The organism is Aliiroseovarius sp. PTFE2010 (genome assembly GCF_049943335.1).
Taxonomy (GTDB): Bacteria; Pseudomonadota; Alphaproteobacteria; order Rhodobacterales; family Rhodobacteraceae; genus JBNFVY01.
Genome location: NZ_JBNFVY010000004.1, coordinates 154,941 through 176,123, shown reverse-complemented (window position 1 = coordinate 176,123; position 21,183 = coordinate 154,941). Strand labels below are relative to the sequence as shown.

The 21,183-nt window shown below is 61.5% G+C and carries 21 protein-coding genes; 9 read left to right on the top strand and 12 right to left on the bottom strand.

Features of this window, described 5'->3' with window-relative positions:
- Window positions 1-19: 19 nt before the first annotated feature.
- The 3 genes from ACP2AV_RS08890 (at window position 20) to coaD (ending at window position 2,009) form a co-directional block, all read left to right on the top strand.
- Window positions 20-913 (top strand): LysR family transcriptional regulator, encoded by an 894-nt coding sequence (locus ACP2AV_RS08890; RefSeq protein ID WP_426372323.1) that lies wholly within the window; start codon window positions 20-22, stop codon window positions 911-913.
- A gap of 71 nt (window positions 914-984) precedes the next feature.
- On the top strand, window positions 985-1,419 hold the full coding sequence (locus tag ACP2AV_RS08885) for a CBS domain-containing protein (protein WP_426372322.1): 435 nt from the start codon (window positions 985-987) through the stop codon (window positions 1,417-1,419).
- Between the two features lie 92 nt (window positions 1,420-1,511).
- Window positions 1,512-2,009, top strand: a complete 498-nt coding sequence (gene coaD, locus ACP2AV_RS08880; RefSeq protein WP_426372482.1) for a pantetheine-phosphate adenylyltransferase — start codon at window positions 1,512-1,514, stop codon at window positions 2,007-2,009.
- On the opposite strand, the gene ACP2AV_RS08875 is transcribed toward coaD, so the two are convergent.
- From ACP2AV_RS08875 to ACP2AV_RS08865, 3 genes are all read right to left on the bottom strand, one after another.
- Window positions 2,006-2,956 (bottom strand): alpha/beta fold hydrolase, encoded by a 951-nt coding sequence (locus tag ACP2AV_RS08875; RefSeq protein ID WP_426372321.1) that lies wholly within the window; start codon window positions 2,954-2,956, stop codon window positions 2,006-2,008. The genes coaD and ACP2AV_RS08875 overlap by 4 nt on opposite strands.
- A 78-nt stretch (window positions 2,957-3,034) precedes the next feature.
- Window positions 3,035-4,036, bottom strand: coding sequence for a type I glyceraldehyde-3-phosphate dehydrogenase (gene gap, locus ACP2AV_RS08870; protein ID WP_426372320.1), 1,002 nt, complete (start codon window positions 4,034-4,036; stop codon window positions 3,035-3,037).
- A 118-nt stretch (window positions 4,037-4,154) separates the two neighbouring features.
- On the bottom strand, window positions 4,155-4,298 hold the full coding sequence (locus tag ACP2AV_RS08865; RefSeq protein ID WP_426372319.1) for a glyceraldehyde-3-phosphate dehydrogenase: 144 nt from the start codon (window positions 4,296-4,298) through the stop codon (window positions 4,155-4,157).
- 143 nt (window positions 4,299-4,441) lie between these two features.
- Between ACP2AV_RS08865 and ACP2AV_RS08860 the strand changes: the two genes are divergently transcribed.
- On the top strand, window positions 4,442-4,834 hold the full coding sequence (locus tag ACP2AV_RS08860; RefSeq protein ID WP_426372318.1) for a BLUF domain-containing protein: 393 nt from the start codon (window positions 4,442-4,444) through the stop codon (window positions 4,832-4,834).
- 36 nt (window positions 4,835-4,870) lie between these two features.
- On the opposite strand, the gene gap (ACP2AV_RS08855) is transcribed toward ACP2AV_RS08860, so the two are convergent.
- The 3 genes from gap (ACP2AV_RS08855) to tkt all read right to left on the bottom strand — a co-directional run bounded on the left by gap (ACP2AV_RS08855) (window position 4,871) and on the right by tkt (window position 9,156).
- The gene (gene gap / locus ACP2AV_RS08855) at window positions 4,871-5,872 is read right to left on the bottom strand and encodes a type I glyceraldehyde-3-phosphate dehydrogenase (protein WP_426372317.1); all 1,002 of its coding nucleotides are present in this window, start codon (window positions 5,870-5,872) and stop codon (window positions 4,871-4,873) included.
- Between the two features lie 171 nt (window positions 5,873-6,043).
- The gene (locus ACP2AV_RS08850; RefSeq protein ID WP_426372316.1) at window positions 6,044-7,132 is read right to left on the bottom strand and encodes a hypothetical protein; all 1,089 of its coding nucleotides are present in this window, start codon (window positions 7,130-7,132) and stop codon (window positions 6,044-6,046) included.
- Between the two features lie 5 nt (window positions 7,133-7,137).
- Entirely contained in the window at window positions 7,138-9,156 is a 2,019-nt protein-coding gene (gene tkt, locus ACP2AV_RS08845; protein ID WP_426372481.1) for a transketolase, read from the bottom strand.
- A 246-nt stretch (window positions 9,157-9,402) separates the two neighbouring features.
- On the opposite strand from tkt, the gene ACP2AV_RS08840 reads away from it, so the two are divergent.
- Both ACP2AV_RS08840 and ACP2AV_RS08835 read left to right on the top strand, forming a co-directional pair.
- Window positions 9,403-9,894, top strand: a complete 492-nt coding sequence (locus ACP2AV_RS08840; protein WP_426372315.1) for a hypothetical protein — start codon at window positions 9,403-9,405, stop codon at window positions 9,892-9,894.
- Entirely contained in the window at window positions 9,887-10,282 is a 396-nt protein-coding gene (locus ACP2AV_RS08835; RefSeq protein ID WP_426372314.1) for a cell division protein ZapA, read from the top strand. The genes ACP2AV_RS08840 and ACP2AV_RS08835 overlap by 8 nt, the downstream gene beginning before the upstream one ends.
- 111 nt (window positions 10,283-10,393) lie before the next feature.
- Here the strand turns inward: ACP2AV_RS08835 and grxD are convergent, their stop codons facing one another.
- From grxD to ACP2AV_RS08805, 6 genes are all read right to left on the bottom strand, one after another.
- Window positions 10,394-10,756, bottom strand: a complete 363-nt coding sequence (gene grxD / locus ACP2AV_RS08830) for a Grx4 family monothiol glutaredoxin (RefSeq protein WP_426372313.1) — start codon at window positions 10,754-10,756, stop codon at window positions 10,394-10,396.
- Between the two features lie 35 nt (window positions 10,757-10,791).
- On the bottom strand, window positions 10,792-11,028 hold the full coding sequence (locus tag ACP2AV_RS08825; RefSeq protein ID WP_426372312.1) for a BolA/IbaG family iron-sulfur metabolism protein: 237 nt from the start codon (window positions 11,026-11,028) through the stop codon (window positions 10,792-10,794).
- A gap of 73 nt (window positions 11,029-11,101) precedes the next feature.
- Entirely contained in the window at window positions 11,102-11,608 is a 507-nt protein-coding gene (locus ACP2AV_RS08820) for a hypothetical protein (protein ID WP_426372311.1), read from the bottom strand.
- Window position 11,609: 1 nt separating this feature from the next.
- Window positions 11,610-13,769, bottom strand: a complete 2,160-nt coding sequence (purL, locus tag ACP2AV_RS08815; protein WP_426372310.1) for a phosphoribosylformylglycinamidine synthase subunit PurL — start codon at window positions 13,767-13,769, stop codon at window positions 11,610-11,612.
- A gap of 145 nt (window positions 13,770-13,914) precedes the next feature.
- The gene (locus tag ACP2AV_RS08810) at window positions 13,915-14,445 is read right to left on the bottom strand and encodes a hypothetical protein (RefSeq protein WP_426372309.1); all 531 of its coding nucleotides are present in this window, start codon (window positions 14,443-14,445) and stop codon (window positions 13,915-13,917) included.
- 412 nt (window positions 14,446-14,857) lie between these two features.
- A complete protein-coding gene (locus ACP2AV_RS08805) occupies window positions 14,858-15,763 on the bottom strand; it encodes a LysR family transcriptional regulator (protein ID WP_426372308.1) in 906 nt (301 codons plus the stop codon).
- 195 nt (window positions 15,764-15,958) lie between these two features.
- Between ACP2AV_RS08805 and ACP2AV_RS08800 the strand changes: the two genes are divergently transcribed.
- Genes ACP2AV_RS08800 through murI form a run of 3 tightly spaced genes read left to right on the top strand, consistent with a single transcriptional unit; the run spans window position 15,959 to window position 21,146 of the window.
- Window positions 15,959-19,369 (top strand): indolepyruvate ferredoxin oxidoreductase family protein, encoded by a 3,411-nt coding sequence (locus tag ACP2AV_RS08800; protein WP_426372307.1) that lies wholly within the window; start codon window positions 15,959-15,961, stop codon window positions 19,367-19,369.
- A 56-nt stretch (window positions 19,370-19,425) separates the two neighbouring features.
- On the top strand, window positions 19,426-20,334 hold the full coding sequence (locus ACP2AV_RS08795; protein ID WP_426372306.1) for a lysophospholipid acyltransferase family protein: 909 nt from the start codon (window positions 19,426-19,428) through the stop codon (window positions 20,332-20,334).
- Entirely contained in the window at window positions 20,334-21,146 is an 813-nt protein-coding gene (gene murI / locus ACP2AV_RS08790; protein WP_426372305.1) for a glutamate racemase, read from the top strand. The genes ACP2AV_RS08795 and murI overlap by 1 nt, the downstream gene beginning before the upstream one ends.
- Window positions 21,147-21,183: the final 37 nt, after the last annotated feature.

Below are 21,183 nucleotides of genomic sequence, written 5' to 3'. Positions count from 1 at the left end.
CAAAAATGCGGGTGCGGTAGTGGCGGATGCAAATTGGGATGATGTCCGGTTGTTTCTGGCCGTCTCGCGGGCGGAAAGCCTGTCGGGCGCCGGGCGGACTTTGCGGTTGGATCCGGCGACACTGGGGCGGCGGATTGCGCGGCTTGAGCAGGTGTTGGACACCGCCCTGTTCGTGAAATCGCCGCAAGGCTATGCGTTGACTGCCGAGGGTGAGCGATTTCTGACCCATGCGGAACAGGCCGAACGGTCCATCGCCGAGGCCAGCGAGCACCGGAAAGGCGATCAGTTGTCCGGCCAGATTCGGATCGGTGCGCCCGACGGATGCGCAAATTTCGTGCTGCCGCAGGTCTGCGCCGCGATTTCGGCGGAAAACCCCGGGCTCGAGATCCAGATCGTCGCCCTGCCGCGGGTTTTCAACCTGTCCAAACGCGAGGCCGACATGGCCGTTGGCGTCAGCCCGCCGCAAACAGGGCGCATGACCGTGCGCAAGATCACCGACTACCGGCTGCACCTGTGGGCCGCGCGCAGCTATCTGGACCGGGCCCCTCGGATCACGGCATTGCAGGACCTGCGGGATCACAGGATCGTCGGCTACATCCCGGACATGATCTTTGATAAGGAATTGGATTATATCGCGGATTTGGGGGCAGGCCGGTTGGATCTGGCGTCAAATTCGGTGTCGGTCCAATTCCATATGGTCAACCATGGGGCCGGACTGGGTGTGGTGCATGATTTCGCGATTCCGTTTGGACAGGATCTGGTCCGGGTTCTGCCGGACCAGCTTTCGCTGACCCGCGCCTTTTACCTGATCCGACCCGAAGATGATCGCAAGCTGGACCGGATGAACCGGCTGGCCGACGCCGTGCACAGCGGCATCCGGGCCGAGGTTGCGCGGCTGGAAGCGTTGGCCTGAAACCACGCTGCGCTTGACAGGTGCGCCCCGCACGCGCGACGCTTTCCTTATAATAAACAGGGAGGTGCTGGATGCTGGTGCATCAAATTCTCAAGGACAAGCCTGAAGGGGGGGTCGTAACCGTCCGCTCGGATCAGACCGTGAGCGATGTGGTCGATTTGCTTTCGGCGCGCAAATTCGGGGCTGTGATCGTGTCCGATGACACCAAGGTGCCGCTGGGCATCGTGTCGGAACGCGATATCGTGCGCGAGATCGGGCGCAACGGGATCGGGGTTCTGGACAAGACTGTGGCCGACATCATGACGCGCGATCTTGTCGTGTGCTCGCGCGAGGAAAACGCAGTCGATGTCCTGCAGACCATGACCAACGGTCGATTCCGCCATATGCCAGTGATGAATGGCAATGAAATGATCGGGCTGATTTCCATTGGGGATGTGGTCAAGGGCCGGCTGTCGGAACTGGCGATGGAAAAGGATGCGCTCGAGGGCATGATCATGGGTCACTAGGCAACATGAACCATTCTGTCGTCGCGATTCGAAAAACGCCTCTTGCATTCGCCGCGCAATAATGTTGCGTTGCGCCGATGACGGAGGGGAATATGCGCATCGGACTCTACCCTGGGACATTCGATCCCGTAACTTTGGGCCATCTTGATATCATAGAGCGCGGCTGCGCTTTGGTTGATCGCCTGGTCATTGGCGTGGCCATAAACCGCGATAAAGGCCCGCTGTTTTCGCTGGAAGAACGGGTAGAAATGCTCGAAGCGGAATGCGCCGATCTGGCCGGCAGGACCGGCTGCGAAATCATCGTGCATCCATTTGAAAACCTGTTGATAAACTGTGCCCATGACGTGGGCGCTCAGGTCATCGTGCGCGGTCTGCGCGCCGTGGCCGATTTCGAATATGAATATCAGATGGTCGGGATGAACCGTGCGCTGGATGACACGGTCGAAACCGTGTTTCTGATGGCCGAGGCCCGACATCAGGCAATCGCTTCGAAACTGGTCAAGGAAATCGCGCGTCTGGATGGCGAGGTGGCCAAATTCGTGACCCCCGCAGTCAAGGACCGTCTGATGACCAAGCTGGGCAAGGTTTAGCAGCGCGCTGCGACCTCGCGTATGAAGCTTTCGCATCGTTCGGGATAGGTGACGGGCAGCATGTGCCCCGCGCCGTCGATGTATTCAATCTGGAAATCAGGGAATTGTTGCACCAATTCGGTGCCCTGTTCGCGGTGATCCAGAATGCGGTCCTGTGTGCCGAAAAGGATACCGACGGGCATTTTCAACGCACCGTAGCGGTCTTGCTGATCCGCAATGCCAGCCGAGGCAACGTAATCGCGCGAGGCGTGAAAGAATGTCTTGGGCCGCAGAGAAAGCAGGCCGCCGCCCTTGACCGTGTAGGCCTCGGGCACGGGGTCGGGGCCAAAGACCTGATCGATGGTCTGCTGCTGATTACGGATACTGAGCGGGACGGCCAGCGTGTTTGCAATCAGGCGGCGCATCCAGTTGGTGCGGATTTCAAAGCCTTTGAACACCTCGGCGCCGCCATCCTGTTTCGCCCGTGTCAACGGGGCAAGCAGGGCAAGGGCCCGCACACGCCGGGGTGCGCGCAACGCCAGCGCCAGCGAAATCGCCCCGCCCAGCGAATGGCCCACGATCACCGCGTCTTCTATGCCCAGTTTATCCATCAGCTCAATGACGTACCCCGCCTGTGCGTCCAGCGACGCGGGTGCGTTGTCGGGGCGATTGGAATAGCCCATGCCGGGGCGATCCAGAACGATCACGCGATGATCGGCGGCCAGGCGTTCGGACAAGTCCATCGTGAAATGGCGCAACTGCCCGCCAAGCCCGTGGATCATGACAATAACCGCCCCGCTGCCTTGGTCGACGAAGTGCAGCCGTCCGGTTGATATGTCGACGAATTGGCCCAGCGGTGGCACGGCGGCCTCGGCCTGGGCGGAAAACCGCACGGTCTTGCGCGCGTTGACGGCCAGAAAAAGCAACAATGCCAGTACGGCAATCGCCAGGATGTACAGAAAGATCATGTCTTGCCCCCTTGGCGGGGATCATGAAGTGAGCCTTGTCAGGCGGCCCCCAAAAAACCCGCCTGATGCTGCGTCGTTTCAGATCAACTTGCCAATAGCGACCGCCGCGTCGGCCATACGGTTGGAAAAGCCCCATTCGTTATCATACCAGGTCAGGATGCGGCACAATGTGCCCTCCATCACCCTGGTCTGATCCAGCGCGAAGGTCGAGCTGTCGGGATTGTGGTTGAAGTCAATCGACACGTTCGGTGTGTCGGTAAAGCCCAGAATGCCTGAGAGCGGGCCGTTCGCCGCGTCGATGATGGTCTGGTTGATTTCCTCGATCGTGGTGGCGCGGCTGGCTTCGAACGTCAGGTCGATGACCGACACGTTCGGGGTCGGCACCCGGATGGCCATGCCGTCCAGTTTGCCGTCCAGTTCGGGCAGGACCAGACCCACGGCCTTGGCGGCGCCGGTACTGGTGGGGATCATGCTCATCGCGGCGGCGCGGGCGCGATAAAGATCCTTGTGCAATGTGTCCAGCGTCGGCTGATCGCCGGTGTAGCTGTGCACCGTGGTCATAAAGGCCTTGGTGATGCCGATCGCGTCGTTCAGCACCTTTGCCACGGGGGCCAGACAGTTGGTGGTGCATGACGCGTTCGAGACGACCAGTTGATCGCTGGTCAGGCTGTCGTGGTTTACGCCGTATACGATGGTGTTATCCGCGCCCGCCGACGGGGCCGACACCAGCACGCGCGATGCGCCATTTTCCAGGTGAATCGCGGCCTTGTCGCGGGCGGTAAAGATACCGGTGCATTCCAGAACCACGTCAATGTGGTTCCATGGCAGGTCCTTGGGGTCGCGGACGGCTGTCACCTGGATCGGGCCGCGACCGACGTCGATGGTGGTGTCGGTCGTGGTCACTTCGGCCGGGAACCGGCCGTGGACACTGTCAAACCGCAGCAAGTGCGCGTTGGTTTCCACCGGGCCCAGATCATTGATCGCCACCACTTCGATATCCGTGCGACCGCTTTCGATAATGGCGCGCAGCACGTTGCGTCCGATACGCCCGAATCCATTGATTGCAACTGTGACGGCCATTGGCCCCTCCTGATCGATATATGGTTAAGCATAGCACAAAACTGCGGATGTCCAGTTTTGCGTCCGTTATCGCTAACATCGTCATGGGCGGCGAAAGGTCAACCCAAACGCGGGCCGTTCAGCGCCAGAAGGCGAGGAATTTGACCAGTTCGCTCATCTTGCGCGCCAGAAACAAACTGCCTGCGCCATTTTGCAGCGCGAAATCGGCAATCAACAGGATAGCGATGAAAAGGCCCAGGCCGATGGCGATGCGGTTCGTCATGGGGCAGGAATAGCGCCGATGGTCGGGTATGGCAATTGCGCGCACATCCGGTTGTCCGGGCCTGAGTTAAACAATTGTTAACCAGCGCGACCCATACCTGCGGTCTCGATACAAGACGCGTCGTAACCGAGGGGGGAGCATAGGTGTCAAAATCGGAACAAACGGAATTTGTGATTTATCGGAGCGAGGTGATCCACCCGCAGGACCATCTATCGAACCTGGATATTCTGCGTGCCGCAGAAGCGCGAAACGGCATGTTAGAGCTGACCGGCTTTTTAAGCCGCGATCACAGACATTTCGTGCAGTTCCTGGAAGGGCAGACAGAGGACTTGACCAAAGTTATGTCGATGACCGAACGTGACCCGCGCCATCATTCCATGAAAATACTGGCTAGCGGGCGTCAAGACGCGCGGCAATTCGCGGATTGGGACATGGGATTTGCGCCTGTAACTGGCGATAAGCAACAGGCGCTCGGGTGTAGAAACGCGACAGAGATCCGTACGCAGTTGCAGAACGCGGCGCGGGGGGGCGGCTAGGCCGTCCTGCCCCATCGTCGGTCGCTGCAAAAAGGCTTAGTGCAGGAGGCGGCCCATGGCGCCGGCGACGTCGGCCATCCGCGCCGAAAAGCCCCATTCGTTATCGTACCAGGCCAGAACCCGCACGGTGCGCCCGATAACCTTGGTCTGATCGGGGGCGAAAATCGACGAATAGGTGGTGTGATTGAAGTCAATCGACACTTTGGGTTCCGGGTCATAGGACAGGACCGAGCCCATGCGGCCCGCTGCAGCCTCGCGTACGATTTCGTTGACGTCCTCTACGGTCACGTCCTTGCCTGCTTCAAAGGTCAGATCGACTGCCGACACATTGGGGGTGGGCACGCGCATTGCGGTCCCGTCCAGCTTGCCTTTGAGGTCGGGCAGCACTTCGCCGATGGCCTTGGCCGCCCCGGTGCTGGTGGGGATCATTGCCATGGCGGCTGCGCGCGCGCGATAGAGATCGTTGTGACGGCGGTCCAGTGTGGGCTGGTCGCCGGTGTAGCTGTGGATCGTGGTCATGATGCCGCGTTCGATGCCAATCGACTCGTTCAACACCTTGGCCAGCGGGGCCAGACAGTTGGTGGTGCATGAGCCGTTCGAAATCATGCGTTCATCTGCCAGCAGGTCGCGATGGTTTACGCCGTAGACCACTGTGCGATCCACGTTTGAGGCGGGGGCCGAAATCAGGACCTTCTTGGCCCCGCGTTCAAGATGCGCCGCCGATTTGATCCCGTCGTTGAATGCACCGGTACATTCCAGCACGACATCGACGCCGGACCAGTCGAGCTGGTCCATCTCGCGGGTCGACATGACTTCGATCGGGCCACGGCCCAGGTCCAGCGCGTTTCCCTTGACCTGCACATCACCGGGAAAGCGGCCGTGCACACTGTCATAGCGCAGAAGGTGGGCGTTGGTTTCGATCGGGCCGGTCGCATTGATCTTGACCACTTGCACGTCGTTGCGAGCGCTTTCGGCAATATGCGCCAATGTGCACCGTCCTATCCGGCCAAATCCGTTGATCCCTACCGTGACGGTCATGTCATGCGCTCCTGTCATTAAAATCGTTGCCCATTTTCCGATACTTGGGGCTATAGGGGGCAACGCAGGCGCAGAAAAGGATTTAGCGCCAACATGTTAGCGTAAACATTATGTGTTAGCGGTAACGTGTTTCCGGTCTGGAGATAATGCGCCCCCCGGCCATGGATTCCTTTATCCATCAGTCAGGTGACGGGCAAAGGCTGTTTGTGCGGCCGGGCAAGGCCGCGCGCCGTCCGGCGCACCCGAACGCGTCTTTTTCCAACTGGTCGATGTGGAATGGCAATGCCAGTAGTGCAGGGCCTTATTCCTGGTCAAAGGTGCGAATGGGCCGGCGGGGCGATGCACGGCCCAACTCAGCCGCGCGGCCCGTTTCCCCGGCACGGCGCACCACTTTGGATTGGTGCACACCCGGCCCGGCACATGCAAATCGTGGGCGCGCTGCGGCTGCGGGCCGTCCGGCGCGGCAAAAAGCCATGCGCCGGTGAAGGACACCAGCCCAAGCGGCGCGCGCGCTGCGATGTCAAACACCGTGCCTTCACCGACCGGCGCAAGCATTTCGTCCACGTCAAGGCTGAGCACCCCCGCCGCTTCGGGGAAAAACCGCAGCCGCGCAAGGTTGAGCATCGCCGTTTGCAGGTACTTGGCCGGGGCCACGAACCGCCCGCCCGCCGCATCGCCATAGGGGAACGGATCACGCACGACATGCGACACGGCCACGCCGGGAATGCTCTGCAAACCGGCTTGCACGTCGGCCGTGTCATGCAGGGTCGAGCCGTTGTCAAAGGCCAGAATGGCATCCACCCCATGGGCGCTGGCGTGATAGCGTGCCCAATCCACGATCCAGTCCAGCGGCGTGTCTTTGAACTGTGTAACCAGCGCACGCCGCCCGGCGTAGCGCGCCGCCTCGGACGGGTTGACCGATACGTGCAGGGCGGTGTCATCCAGCTCGATCGACACCTGCGCGGCGGCGTTTCCGGGTACGCGAAGTTCCTCGTAACGCAGGAATTTTTGCCGCCGGATGCGCGGGCGCACGCCGTTGACACGCAGACCATCGCGCAGGACCGGCCATAGATTCAGCAGGCGCGGACAGATCAGCACCAGCCCGTCGGCATCGGCAAAGCAATCGTAAATCAACGTGTGATGGTCAAACGCGTCGACATAGCGCTGCGTGCGCTTGGCCGCGGGCAGGGGCATGGACCGCGTCAGCCGCCCGCCTTGGGGAAGGCGAACGGCCGACAGGGTGATCTGGTCCTGGGCCATACGGCTCAGAGCATCGCCTTGACCTTCGCCACGACCGCCTCGGCGGTAATGCCGAATTTTTCGAACAGGGTGCCGGCCGGCGCCGAGGCACCGAAGCTGTCCATGCCGACGAAATCGGCCTTGGCTTCGCGGCCGCGCTCGCCGAGCAGCCAGCGGTCCCAACCGCCGTCGCGCATAGCCGCTTCAATGCCCACGCGCACGGGGCCTGCGGGCAGCACGCGCTTGCGATAGCTTTCCTCTTGCTGGGCGAACAGCTCGAAGCTGGGCATCGACACGACGCGGGTGCCGATGCCGTCTTTGTGCAGCAAGTCGCGCGCTTGCATGGCAAGGGAGACTTCCGATCCGGTGGCCATCAGGATCGCCTGTCGCTTGCCTTCGGCATCGGCCAGAACATAGGCGCCTTGTGCGGTCAGGTTTTTGGTCTTGTGCTCGGTGCGCACCGTCGGCAGACCTTGGCGCGTCAGCACCAGAACGGACGGCGTGGATTTCTGGGTCAGCGCCAGTTCCCAAGCTTCGGCGGTTTCCACCGTGTCGGCGGGGCGGAGGACCAGCGTGTTCGGGGTTGCGCGACAGATTGCCAGATGCTCGACCGGCTGATGCGTCGGGCCGTCTTCGCCCAGCCCGATGCTGTCGTGGGTCATGACATAGGTGACAGGCACCCCCATCAGGGCCGACAGGCGCATCGACGGGCGCGCATAGTCGGTAAAGCAGAAGAACGTCCCGCCATAGGGCCGGATCCCGCCGTGCAGCGCCATGCCGTTCATCGCGGCGGCCATGGCGTGTTCCCGGATGCCGTAATAGATGTAGCGGCCCTTGCGGCTGCCCACATCAAACGTCCCCAGGTCAGCCGTCAGCGTGTTGTTCGAACCGGTCAGGTCGGCCGACCCGCCGAGCGTTTCGCGCATCACCGGATTGACCACTTCCAGCACCATTTCCGACGATTTGCGCGTGGCCACTTTGGGCTGGCTTTCGGTGATCTGCTTTTTCAGCGCCCGGATTACGGCGGGCAGCTTCTTGGGCGCGTCGCCGTCGAACACACGATTGAATTCGCGTTGCCGCTGGTCGGATTGCTCGTCGAAGCGGGCCTGCCAGTCCATACGGGCGGCATTGCCGCGTCGGCCGATGTCTTCCCAGGCGTCCTTGATGTCGCTGGGGATCTCGAAGGGGGCAGCCGTCCAGCCGTAGGCCTTCTTGGTGTCGGCGATCAGGTCGGCGCCGGTCAGCGCGCCGTGGCCTTTCGACGTGTCCTGCGCCGACGAGCCAAGGGCGATATGTGTCTTGCAGGCGATCATCGACGGTTTGGCCGATTTCTTGGCGGCCTGGATGGCGGCGTCGATCTGTTCCGGATCATGGCCGTCGATTTCCTGCACATGCCACCCCGACGCCTTGAAGCGCTGCACCTGATTGGTGCGATCCGCGATGTCGACCGTGCCGTCGATGGTGATGTTGTTATTGTCCCAGAAGACCACCAGCTTGCCCAGCTTTTGCCGCCCGGCCAGCGCGATGGCTTCCTGGCTGACGCCTTCCATCAGGCAGCCGTCCCCGGCGATTACATAAGTGTGGTGGTCGATCAGCTTTTTGCCGAAGCGCGCGCGCAGCGCCTCTTCTGCGATAGCGAATCCGACGGAATTGGCGATGCCTTGACCCAGCGGGCCAGTGGTGGTTTCGATCCCCTTGGCATGCCCGTATTCAGGGTGCCCGGCGGTGATCGCGCCCCACTGGCGGAAGTTCTTGATCTGCTCCAGGGTCATATCTTCGTAGCCGGTCAGGTACAGCAGCGAATAGAGCAACATTGATCCGTGCCCCGCCGACAGGATGAACCGATCGCGGTCGGCCCAGTCGGGGGACTTGGCATCGAACCTCAGGTGCTTTTCGAACAGTACGGTCGCAACATCGGCCATGCCCATCGGCATGCCAGAGTGGCCCGAATTGGCCTCGGCGACGGCGTCGAGAGTCAGGGTGCGGATGGCCGCAGCCTTCATCCAGTGATCGGGGTGTGCTTTGCGCAGGGCGTCGATGTCCACGGGTCGCAGCCTTTCGTTCGAAGGAAACATGTGCGCGCGGTGATATCAGCCCCGGGGCGAAAGGCAAGGTGAAGCGCGGTGTCGGGGCCATGGAATCGGACCAAAGGGCGGCAAATTGCGTGGATTGCCGTCTGGATGTTGGTCCCCCTGCCGCATTAGGCTAGGCTGCGATTCGAGAGCGCGCCGGAAAAATGGCGCAACGCGGTCTGTGCTTTGGGCAGGGCCGCAGGACTTGGGGCGAAGAGAATGAGTGACATCACCGAACTGGAACGCCGGATTACCGCCGCGCTGGACCGTATCGGCACGGGGCTGGACAAGCTGGGCCAGGCCGGTCCGGCGGGTGCAGATGCCGATGAGACTGCGCGGCTGCAAGAAGAGTTGGCCGCCGAGCGCGATGCCAACCAGCAACTGGAAGAACGCGTGCGCGTCATTCGCGAGCGGCAGGAAACCATCGTGGCCGGGCTGGAGGCCGAAGTCGCCAAGCTGCGTGAAGAACTGGCCGGGCACAGCGCCGAACTTGGGCGCATTCGCCGCGTCAACGCGCAGTTGCGCGAAAACAACCAGGCCCTGCGCGAGGCGAACGCCGCTGGGCTGGCCGATGCCCATCTGATCAACAAATCCATGATGGCCGAATTGGATGCGCTGCGCTGCACACGCGATGCAGACCGGGCCGAGCTGGACGCCATTCTGGCCGAGCTTGAGCCACATGTGATCAACGGAGGAAAAAGCCATGCCTGAGGTGATCGTCACCATCGGAGGCCGCGACTTCGAAGTGGCTTGTCAGGACGGCGAGCAACATTTTCTGCGCTCGGCCGCAGCGCTGCTGGACGGCGAGGCCAGCGTGCTGTCCTCGCAGATCGGGCGGCTGCCCGAAAGCCGGATGCTGTTGATGGCTGGTCTGATGTTGGCCGACAAGACGGCCGGGCTGGAAGAGCAGTTGCGCGGGCTGGAAGACAAGGTGGCCGCGCAGGATGCCCTGTTGGAAGAAATGCGCGCCCAGCCAAAGCCCGAACCGGAACGCGTTGAGGTCGCTGTCATTCCCCAGATCGTAACCGACACGATGGCCGAACTGGCCGCGCGCGCCGAAGCGATGGCCGAACAGGTTGAAGATCGCGCAGGCGCCTGACGCAACCACCTGATACAAAATGGAAAAAGCCCGCCATATGGCGGGCTTTTGCGCAGTCAGCGGCCCATATGGGCCGCGAGATTTGGCAGTGCGATTTGGCCGTGCGATCAATCAGGCGTTGGCTTCGCGGATCTTGTCTGCGGCCTCTTTGTCAAAAGTGACGCCTTCTTTCGCAAACAGCTGGTCCAGTTCGCCAGACAGGGTCATTTCGGTGATGATGTCGCAGCCGCCGACGAATTCGCCTTTGACATACAGCTGCGGAATGGTCGGCCAGTCAGAGAAATCCTTGATGCCCTGGCGGATGTCTTCATCGGCCAGCACGTTCACATCGGTGAATTCGACGCCCATGAAATTCAGCACCCCCGCCACGCGCGATGAAAACCCGCATTGCGGCATCATCTTGGTGCCTTTCATGTAAAGCACAACATCGTTGTTGGTGATGGTGTCCTTGATCGTATCGTGTGCGTTGCTCATGTCTTGGTCCTTTCGGCAGGCAAGTGCTGCGGTCTTTATTCGGGGGCGCGGGTGGTCAGGGCCAGCGCGTGCAGCTCGCCCGCGGGGCCGTCCATCTTGCCTTTGAGCGCGCCATAGACGGCGCGTTGCTGTTGCACCCGGTTCATGTCCTTGAAGCTGGGGTCCTCGACCATGGCGGCGAAATGCGCGCCGTCGTCGCCCTGAACCTCAACCCTGGCGTCCGGAAACGCCTCGCGGATCATGCGTTCGATGTCGGCGGCGGTGATGGCCATGGTTCGTCAGCTCCCTTTGTTGGTCTGATGCAAGATGTAAGCGCCCACCGTTGCGGGGGCAAGGGGCTGCGGGTCAGACCAGATCGCGCAGTTCGCGCAGGAACGGCAGTGCGCCGTCAAGCGCGGCGTCCACGGCCGTGCTGGCAAAGCTTTCGGGGGTGAACCCGCCGTCCGGGGCCAGGGCGGCGACCATCGACTGCCGGCGCGCCTCGTAACTGTCGGGCAGGTCCAGTTTGGCGGACGCATCCAGCAGTTCCAGCATTTTCTGAACCTCGCGCATGCGGGCGAAGGCGTCGATCATGGGTTCGGCCAGTTCCGGTTCATCGCGCCAGCTTTGATTGGCGAACAGTTCCTGGGACACACGCTGACCCGCGCCCAGGCAGTCATATCGCGCGCAGCCCGCGAACCCTTCGGACTTGAGCGCGCCGAAAATGCCGCACATGTGGCCATTGAGGTTTGGGCAGGGCAGGCCGGCAGGTTTGTCGAACCCAAAGTCCTCGCCTTCGTCAAACGCCAGTGCCATGCAGCACAGTGCCACGCAGTTCGCGCAGTCGGGTTGGAAGGCGGGCAAGTCGGTCATGTCAGGCAAAGACGTCTGCAAAGGCGCTATCGTTCAGCGCGGTCAATTCGGACAGCGGCGCCGACGCACTGCCGAAGCTGACGGTGTCGCCGCCAAATTTGCCGACCGTCGTGATCGGCACGCCCGCCTGACCCGCGGCCACCACCAGCGCTTCGGCGGCATCGAAGCTGCAGGCGATCAGGTAACGCGCCTGGTCTTCGCCAAACAGGGTTGCGGTGTCTTCGCTGTCCAGCGTCACACCGACGCCGCCCGCCGCAGCCATCTCGAATGCGGCCAAAGCCAGCCCGCCGTCAGACAGATCGGTGCAGGCAGTGATCCAGCCGGCATTGGCGCGGATGAAATTGCCGTTTCGCTTTTCGGCGTCCAGATCGACGGCGGGGGCATCGCCTTCTTCGCGTCCGAACACTTCGGCCAGCAGGGCCGATTGGCCCAGGTGCCCGTCGGTGTCACCGACCAGCAGCGCCACGTTGCCAGCTTCCGCCCGCCCGCCGATGTGGTCATCCTCTGAGGCGATCAGCCCCACCGCGCCGATGGTTGGCGTGGGCAGGATACCCTTGCCATCGGTTTCATTATAGAGCGATACGTTGCCCGACACGATGGGCATGTCCAGTGCTGCCACCGCCGCGCCGATGCCTTTGATGGCGCCGACGAACTGGCCCATGATTTCGGGTTTTTCGGGGTTGCCGAAGTTCAGATTGTCCGTGGTGGCCAGCGGCTGCGCGCCGACGGCGATCAGGTTGCGATAGGCCTCGGCGACGGCCTGCTTGCCGCCTTCCACAGGATTGGCGCGCACGTAGCGTGGCGTCACATCGGACGTAAAGGCGAGCATCTTTTCCGATCCGTGCACCCGCAGAACGCCCGCGCCATAGCCGGGCCCGGCCACGGTGTCGCCCATGACCTGGCTGTCATATTGTTCATAAACCCAACGTTTGGACGCGTAATTGGGCGAACGCAGGAGCGCGCGCAGACCGTCGATCGCGTCGATGCCCGGAACTTCCGTCAAAGGCGCGGGGGCCGGGGTTTCAACCCAGGGGCGGTCATATTCCGGCGCGGTGGACGACAGCTTTGACAGCGGCAGGTCGGCCTTGCATTCGTTGTGATGCATGATCAAAAAGCGATCTTCTGCGATGGTTTCGCCGACAATGGCAAAATCCAGATCCCATTTGTCGAATACCGCCTTGGCTTCGGCCTCAAGTTCGGGCTTGAGCACCATCAGCATCCGCTCCTGGCTTTCGGACAGCATCATTTCGTAGGCGGTCATGGCCTCTTCGCGCGTGGGGACCTTTTCCAGATCCAGCCGGACGCCCAGCCCCCCCTTGTCGCCCATTTCGACCGCCGAACAGGTCAACCCGGCCGCGCCCATATCCTGGATCGATATGACAGCGCCGGTCGCCATCAGTTCCATGCAGGCTTCCATCAGGCGTTTTTCGGTGAACGGGTCGCCGACCTGGACGGTGGGGCGCTTTTCTTCGATCGTGTCGTCAAATTCGGCGCTGGCCATTGTGGCGCCGCCCACGCCGTCGCGGCCTGTTTTGGCCCCCAGATAGACCACCGGCATGCCGACGCCCGAGGCGGCCGAATAGAAAATCTTGTTCGCGTCGGCCAGTCCGGCAGCAAACGCGTTCACAAGGCAATTGCCGTTATAGGCGGGGTGAAAGCGCACTTCGCCGCCCACAGTGGGTACGCCGAAACAATTGCCATACCCGCCCACGCCTTCCACGACGCCGTGAACCAACTGGCGCGTTTTCCAGTGATCCGGCGCGCCAAAGGACAAAGAATTCATCGCCGCGATGGGGCGCGCGCCCATGGTGAACACGTCGCGCAGGATGCCGCCCACCCCGGTGGCCGCGCCTTGATAGGGTTCGATGTAGCTGGGGTGGTTGTGGCTTTCCATCTTGAACACCACCGCTTGGCCGTCGCCGATATCCACGACGCCCGCATTTTCACCGGGCCCGCATATGACCTGTGGGCCCTCGGTCGGCAGGGTGCGCAACCATTTTTTCGAGGATTTGTACGAACAATGTTCGTTCCACATGGCCGAAAAGATGCCCAGTTCAGTGAACGTCGGCTCGCGGCCGATGATGTCCAGAATGCTCTGGTATTCGTCGGCGCTCAGCCCGTGGGCGGAAATGATCTCATCGGTGATCTGTGGCTCGGTCATGTTTTTCCCCGCAGCAGCGTTTCGCCTGTCTCATAGGACAAGCTGTGCGCAGGGAAAAGAGTGCGACAAAGAAAAAGCCCGCCCCCAAGGTTCGGGGGCGGGTTGAAACCGGGTGCGGGCAAGAGTGCGCCCGGCGATGCGTTTCTTACGACTTGTCCAGCATCTCTTTGAATTCCATCGCGGTCAGGTCCAGCGTCATCGGGCCGTCTTCACCCTGGATGCTGGTCGGGCGGATGATCACCTCGCTACCGTCGTCCATGGTGGCCAGGAACATCATGTCACCTTTTTCGGTTTCCCAAACCTGGGTGATGGTGCCCAGCGGCTGGCCGTCGGTCGTTTTGATTTCGTCACCGATATAGGCACTGTTGGAATGCTGTTTTGCACCTTCCATGGCGTTCACGCCCATGGTGTAGCTCTTGTCGCCTTTTTCGGCGTAGGTGCTGTCGCTTTCGAACACCGACACGGTGCGGACGTCAGCGGCGTTCAGGGTTGCGCTCTTGTCGCCTTTATCGGCGTAGTCGGATTTCACGACAACCTGCGTTCCCGAAACTTGTGATTTTCCAGGTTCAAGATCGGTGCCCAGTGTGTCGCCCCGGTCGTCGCCTGCAGCAAAGGCCGAGCCTGCAGCGATAGCAAGGGCAGCGGTTGCGGCGAAAGTTTTCTTGGCAAAGGTCATCGTATTCTCCTCTTTTGGTTTCCGCGGTCATGCGGTTCTGGGGGGTCAATGACGAGCAGGGCGGTTCGTTCCGGAAATTTCGGGATGAAATCGACACGAAATTGTCAGTGGAATGTCAGCAATTTACCGGGAACTTTTGGGGGCAATCCGCGTTTGTGGGCGATGGCGCGCGCGCCGCATACACGCCCCCACGCGCGCCACTGACAAAAGCACATTCGCAAGGCTGCGCCGCCAGCAGGCGCCAAAAAAAAGGCCGAGCATAAGCTCGGCCGTAGTCCAACAGGGAGGTGAAGCCGGGGCATATGCCCACGTCGGCTTCAAGATTCGATGTAGGCACCGGGTCGGCGCAAAACAAGCAATTATTGCCTCAACGCGCCGCAATGCCGCCATGCAGAATATGCATAGCTGGGGTTCAGTCGGCCCCGGGCGATGCGGCTTTGCGTCGGTGGGCGATGATTTCCTCGGTCACGAAATCGCGGAAAGCGCCGATGCGCTGCGATTGGCGCAGTTCTTCGGGATAGGCAAGAAAGACCGGGACTTCGGTGCTCAAGATCTCGGGCAGAACATGGACCAGGTCGGGGAAGTCCTGCGTCAGATAGTCGGGCAGGATGCCGATACCCAAATCGGAACGCACCGCCTGCAACACGCCGTAGTAGTTGTTGACCGTCAGCCTTGATTGGATGTCATAGGTCATCAGCTCTTGGACCAGCCGCGCGCCCGATGAAACTTGTGGTGCGCCCGGGTTCAGGCAGATCAGGCGGCGCGTCGCAATATCTTCGATCCGTTCCAACGGTCCTGTATCGCGCAGGTAGTTGGAGCTGGCATAAAGCCGCATGCGGATGTTCATCAGCCGTTTGCGGATAAGATCGGCCTGGCTGGGTTCTTTCATGCGGATGGCCACGTCCGCCTCGCGCATGGGCAGGTCCAGCACGCGTTCTTCAAGCATCAGGTCGATATTCAGACCCGGGTATTTCGCGTAAAGCGCGGGCAGGCGGGGGGCCAGCCACAGCGTGCCAAAGCCGGTCGTTGTGGTGACACGCAGTTCGCCGAATACCTCTTCTTCGCTGTCGCGGATACGGGCCGACGCGGTTTCCAGGCGCTTGTTCATTGCCGCGGTCGCGTCGAACAGAAGTTCCCCTTGCTCGGTTAGAATCAGGCCCCGGGCATGGCGGTGGAACAGGGTGGTGTTCAGGCTCTCTTCCAATGCCCGGATCTGCCGAGACACGGCCGATTGCGACAAATGCAGCGCTTCGCCCGCGTGGGTCAGAGACCCCGCGTCCGCCACTGCGTGAAATATTCTGAGCTTATCCCAATCCATGTTCTTCCGTTCATTACCCCACGAAGGTTACCAACCACCAATTATTTCTCGTCCGGTGGTTGTCGGCATCTCTGATAAAACATGAGACGATGTAAACCACACTGATCCGAAAATCTTGATGTGAAGGTCAGCTTTTTTGACTTATAATGAGAATGGTGCAGATAAAACAGGATCATCGCGCAGGGGAGGTGTCGAATGAGCCAACAGGATGTCACGCTTCACGACAAATATGACCTGACCAAAGATCAGGTGTTGCTTAACGGCACACAGGCTTTGGTGCGATTGATGTTGATGCAAAAACAGCGCGACCGCGCCGCGGGCCTGCACACGGCGGGGCTGGTCACGGGGTATCGCGGCTCGCCGGTGGGCGCGGTCGACATGCAGATGGAGCGGGCCAAAACCGATCTGGATGCCGCCGACGTGGTGTTTCAGCCTGCGTTGAACGAAGATCTGGCCGCGACTGCGCTGTGGGGCGCGCAACAGGCGGAATTGCGCGGCGAAGGCAAGTTTGATGGCGTCTTTGGCCTTTGGTACGGCAAGGGGCCAGGGGTGGACCGGTCTGGTGACGTGATGCGCCACGCCAACATGGCCGGAACGTCGCCATACGGCGGCGTATTGATGTGCATGGGCGACGATCACACCGGCGAATCCTCGACCACTTTGCACCAATCGGACTGGGCTATGGTCGATGCCTACATGCCGGTGCTGTCACCAGCGGGCGTACAGGAAATCCTGGATTACGGTATCTACGGGTACGCCCTGTCGCGATACGCTGGCGTATGGGCGGGGCTGAAACTGGTGAAGGACACGGTGGAATCCACCGCTGTCGTTGATGCCCGCCCCGACCGGATGAATCTGGTGATGCCAGAGCGTACGCTGCCGGATGGTGGGCTGAACATTCGCCTTGTTGACACGCCGACGCTGCAAGAAGCGCGCATGATCGACCATAAACGCCATGCCGCCGAGGCTTTTGCGCGTGCCAACCGGATCGACAAACGGGTCTGGGGCAAGCCCGGGGCCAAGATCGGCTTTGTGGCGGCGGGCAAGAACTGGCTCGATCTGGTTCATGCCCTGGGGCTGCTGGGGCTCGAAGCGGCCGAGGCCGAACGGCTGGGTCTCACGACCTACAAGGTGGGGCAGACCTGGCCGCTGGACATGGTCAGCTTTCACGAATGGGCCGAAGGGTTGGACCTGATCATTGTAGTCGAGGAAAAGCGCAAGCTGATCGAAGTGCAGGTCAAGGAAGCGATTTTCGATGATCGGCACGGACGGCGCATCTATGGCGGGCACAAGGGCGACAGTTGGGAAAACGGCCAGCAGTTGGAACTGTTCCACACCCGCGGCGCGCTTGATCCGATGTTCATCGCGGAAAAGATTGGCGGCATCCTTGAAGAAGAAGGTTGCGTGACGGATCGAATGAAAAACGGCCTGCAAGCCGTTGTTGATGCAAAGAAATCAGACAATATGCCCGAGGTGGCGACGCGCGTTCCCTATTTCTGTTCGGGCTGTCCGCACAATACCTCGACCAAAGTGCCGGACGGCAGCCGCGCCTATGCCGGGATCGGCTGTCACTACATGGTGCAATGGATGGACCGCGACACGTTGGGTTTCACCCATATGGGCGGCGAAGGGGCCAACTGGATCGGCGAGGCGCCGTTTTCCAAACGCGACCACGTGTTCCAGAACCTGGGCGATGGCACCTATAATCATTCGGGCATCCAAGCCATCCGTGCCGCCTTGGCGGCGGGCACGAATATCACCTACAAGATCCTGTTTAATGACGCGGTCGCCATGACGGGCGGGCAAACGAACGAAGGGGGGCTGACGGCCGATCATATCGCGCACGAGCTGGTGGCGATGGGGGTCGATCCGGTTGCTTTCGTCTATGATGACAAAGAAGATTATGACCTGTCGAAACTGCCCCGCGGCGTGCAGAGTTTCCCGCGCGAAGATCTCAATGAAGTTCAGGAAAAATGGCGTGAACACAAAGGTGTATCGGCCATAGTTTATGCACAGACTTGCGCGGCGGAAAAACGCCGGCGGCGCAAACGCGGCACCTTCCCCGACATTGACAAGCGCGTGTTCATCAACACCGATATCTGCGAGGGCTGCGGCGATTGCGGGGTCCAGTCAAACTGTGTGTCGATCGTGCCAGTCGACACCGAATTTGGCCGAAAACGGGCCATTGATCAGTCCTCATGCAACAAGGATTTTTCCTGTTTGAACGGCTTTTGCCCGTCCTTTGTCACGGTGTCGGGCGCGACGCCGAAAAAAGCGGCCACCGTAGACATCGACGTGGGTAATCTGCCCCAGCCGGATCTGCCGGTGATCGATGGCACCCATAACAGTGTCATCACCGGCGTGGGCGGTACCGGCGTGGTCACCATCGGCGCGATCATGGCCATGGCCGCCCATCTGGAAGGCAAAGGGGCCGGCATGATGGAAATGGCGGGTCTGGCCCAGAAGGGCGGCGCGGTCGCCATACACTGCCGTATTGCCGAGCGACCTGCGGATATCAGCGCGATCCGTGTCGCCTTGGGCGAAGCGGATGCGCTGATCGGCGGTGATCTGGTCGTCAGCGCGGGCTCGGCGACCTTGGGGCTGACGGCGCAGGGGCGCACCGGCGCTGTTGTGAACAGCCACGAAATCATAACCGGGGACTTTACGCGCAACGCTGATTTTACATTGCCCGGCGACGCATTGCGCCTAAGTCTTGAGGCCCGCTTGCGCGAGCGTGTGACCCTGTTCGACGCAACCCGGCTGGCGCGCATGGCCATGGGGGATTCGATATATTCCAACATGATGGTTTTCGGTGCGGCCTGGCAGCAGGGGCTGATCCCATTGGCCCATGATGCCATTACCCGGTCGATCGAACTGAATGGCACCGCAGCCGAGCGCAACAAGCGCGCGTTCGAGTTGGGCCGTTGGGCCGCACTGAACCCCGAACATGCGGCGTCGATTGCGGAACCCAATGTGGTGGACAAGCCCAAAACACTGGACGAAAAGATCGCCCTGCGGGCTGCGCATCTGGTGGAATATCAAGGCCCCGCGCTGGCCGACCGGTATCGCAACCTGGTCCATACGGTACCGGATGGTCCGCTGCGCGCGGCGGTGGCCGAGGCCTATCACAAGCTGCTGTCTTACAAGGATGAATACGAGGTCGCGCGCCTGATGCGTCAGACCCAGGCCAAGGCCCGCGCGGAATTCGATGGCGATCTTGCCTTTACCTACCACTTGGCGCCGCCCGTATTGTCGGGCAAGGGCCACGACGGGCGCCCGAAGAAGCGCACGTTTGGCGCCATACCGGCCCGTATGGTCATGGCGCTGGCGCGCTTCAAGGGGCTCCGCGGCACACCGTTCGACCCGTTTGGCTATAGCGCCGAGCGCCGCATGGAGCGCGCCCTGATCGCCGCATACGAGGCAGATATCGCCCAGCTGCTCGAAGGCTATGCTGATCGCCCCGAGGCGGTCGAACTGGCGCGTTTGCCTTTGTCGATCAAGGGCTTTGGGCCGGTCAAACAAGCAGCCGCCGAGAGGGCCGAAAAAACCCGCGCCGCGCTGTGGGCCGCGTTGAAAAGCCCACCGGCCAGCATGGCTGCAGAATAGGGTTTGCCGTACGTCTCAGATATCCTAAGCCTGCGCGTGTAACAGGCAGAGATCCGATGGCAGAGCGCACATCAAGACGCCAGCGCCGGGACGTGGTGCGCGATATCTCTTATGCGTCGTCGGCCGCCAGTCGCGGCGGGCAGCGGTTCATTCGGGGGCTGGAATCGCTGACGGGCCGAGGTACGCTGGTGCGACGCGCCGATGGATATGACGCCGAAGTCGCCGCCGGCGCGGATTTCTGGCAAGTCATGCCCCGGCGCATGGGCGTATCGCTGGACGTGATTTCGGGATCGCTGGACAACGTGCCTGCCGCTGGACCGCTGATCGTGGTTTCGAACCATCCGTTCGGCATTCTGGACGGGCTGATCATGGCGCATATCCTGTCGATCCGGCGCGGCGGTGACTTTCGCATTCTGGCGAACCAGGTCTTCCGCAAGGCCGAAGACGTCAATCGCGTGATCCTGCCAATCAGTTTCGATGCCACGCGTGAAGCGCAGGCACTGAATATCGCAACCCGGGCCGAGGCGCTGCGGTATCTGGGGGCAGGGGGCGCGATCGGCATTTTTCCGGGCGGCACTGTCAGCACCGCGGCCACGCCTTTCGGGCGTGCGCTGGATCCGCGCTGGCGCAGCTTCACCGCCAAAATGATCGCCCGCAGCGACGCCGCAGTCGTGCCGATCTGGTTTGACGGCAGCAATTCACGCCTGTTCCAGATCGTCAGCCATCTGCACACGACCCTGCGCCTGGGCCTGTTGATCCGCGAATTCAGGGCCCGCATCGACCAGCCGGTGCGCGTGGCGATTGGCCAACCACTGGACCGTGCCGCATTGGCACAGTTCCGCGGTGAGCCGAAAAGGATGATGGATTTCCTGCGCGAAGCCACTTATGCACTGGCGCGACCCTCCTTGTCGCCAACCACTTACGGCAAGGAATTCGACGAGCGGTACAAGCAAGAGGCGCGGTAATGGCGGTTGGGATTTTCGATAGCGGGCTGGGCGGGCTGACCGTTTACGATGCCGTGACCAAACAGTTGCCCGATCTGCATGTCGTCTATTTCGGTGACAACGCGCATGCACCCTATGGCGTGCGCGATGCCGACGATGTCTTCAACCTGACCACGACGGCGATCGAACGGCTGTGGGACGCAGGGTGCGATCTGGTGATCCTGGCCTGTAACACCGCCAGCGCGGCGGCCCTGCGGCGCATACAGGAAAGCTGGCTGCCCAAGGACAAGCGCGTGCTGGGCGTCTTCGTTCCCCTGATCGAGGCGTTGACCGAACGCCAGTGGGGCGACAATTCGCCCCCCCGCGAAGTGGCCGTCAAGCACGTCGCACTGTTCGCCACGCCCGCCACTGTCGCCAGCCGCGCGTTCCAGCGCGAACTGGCCTTTCGCGCCATCGGTGTGGATGTTGAAGCGCAGGCCTGCGGCGGCGTTGTTGATGCGATCGAAGACGGCGACATGATCCTGGCCGATGCGCTGGTGCGCAGCCATGTCGACGCGCTCAAACGCAAAATGCCGCACCCCGAGGCCGCGATTCTGGGCTGCACGCACTATCCCATGCTGGCCGAAAGTTTTCAGGATGCTCTGGGCGAAGACGTTCAGGTCTATAGTCAGGCCGATCTGGTGGCCGCATCGCTGCAGGACTACCTGGCGCGCCATCCCGATATGCTGGGCACGGGCACCGAAAGTGCATTTCTGACCACGGGCGACCCGGCCAAGGTCAGCCGCCAGGCCACGCAGTTCCTGCGACGAAAAGTCGACTTTGTCGCCGCCTGATTGCACAGCCCTTGCGCAGCCCCTATTTTGAAGAGCA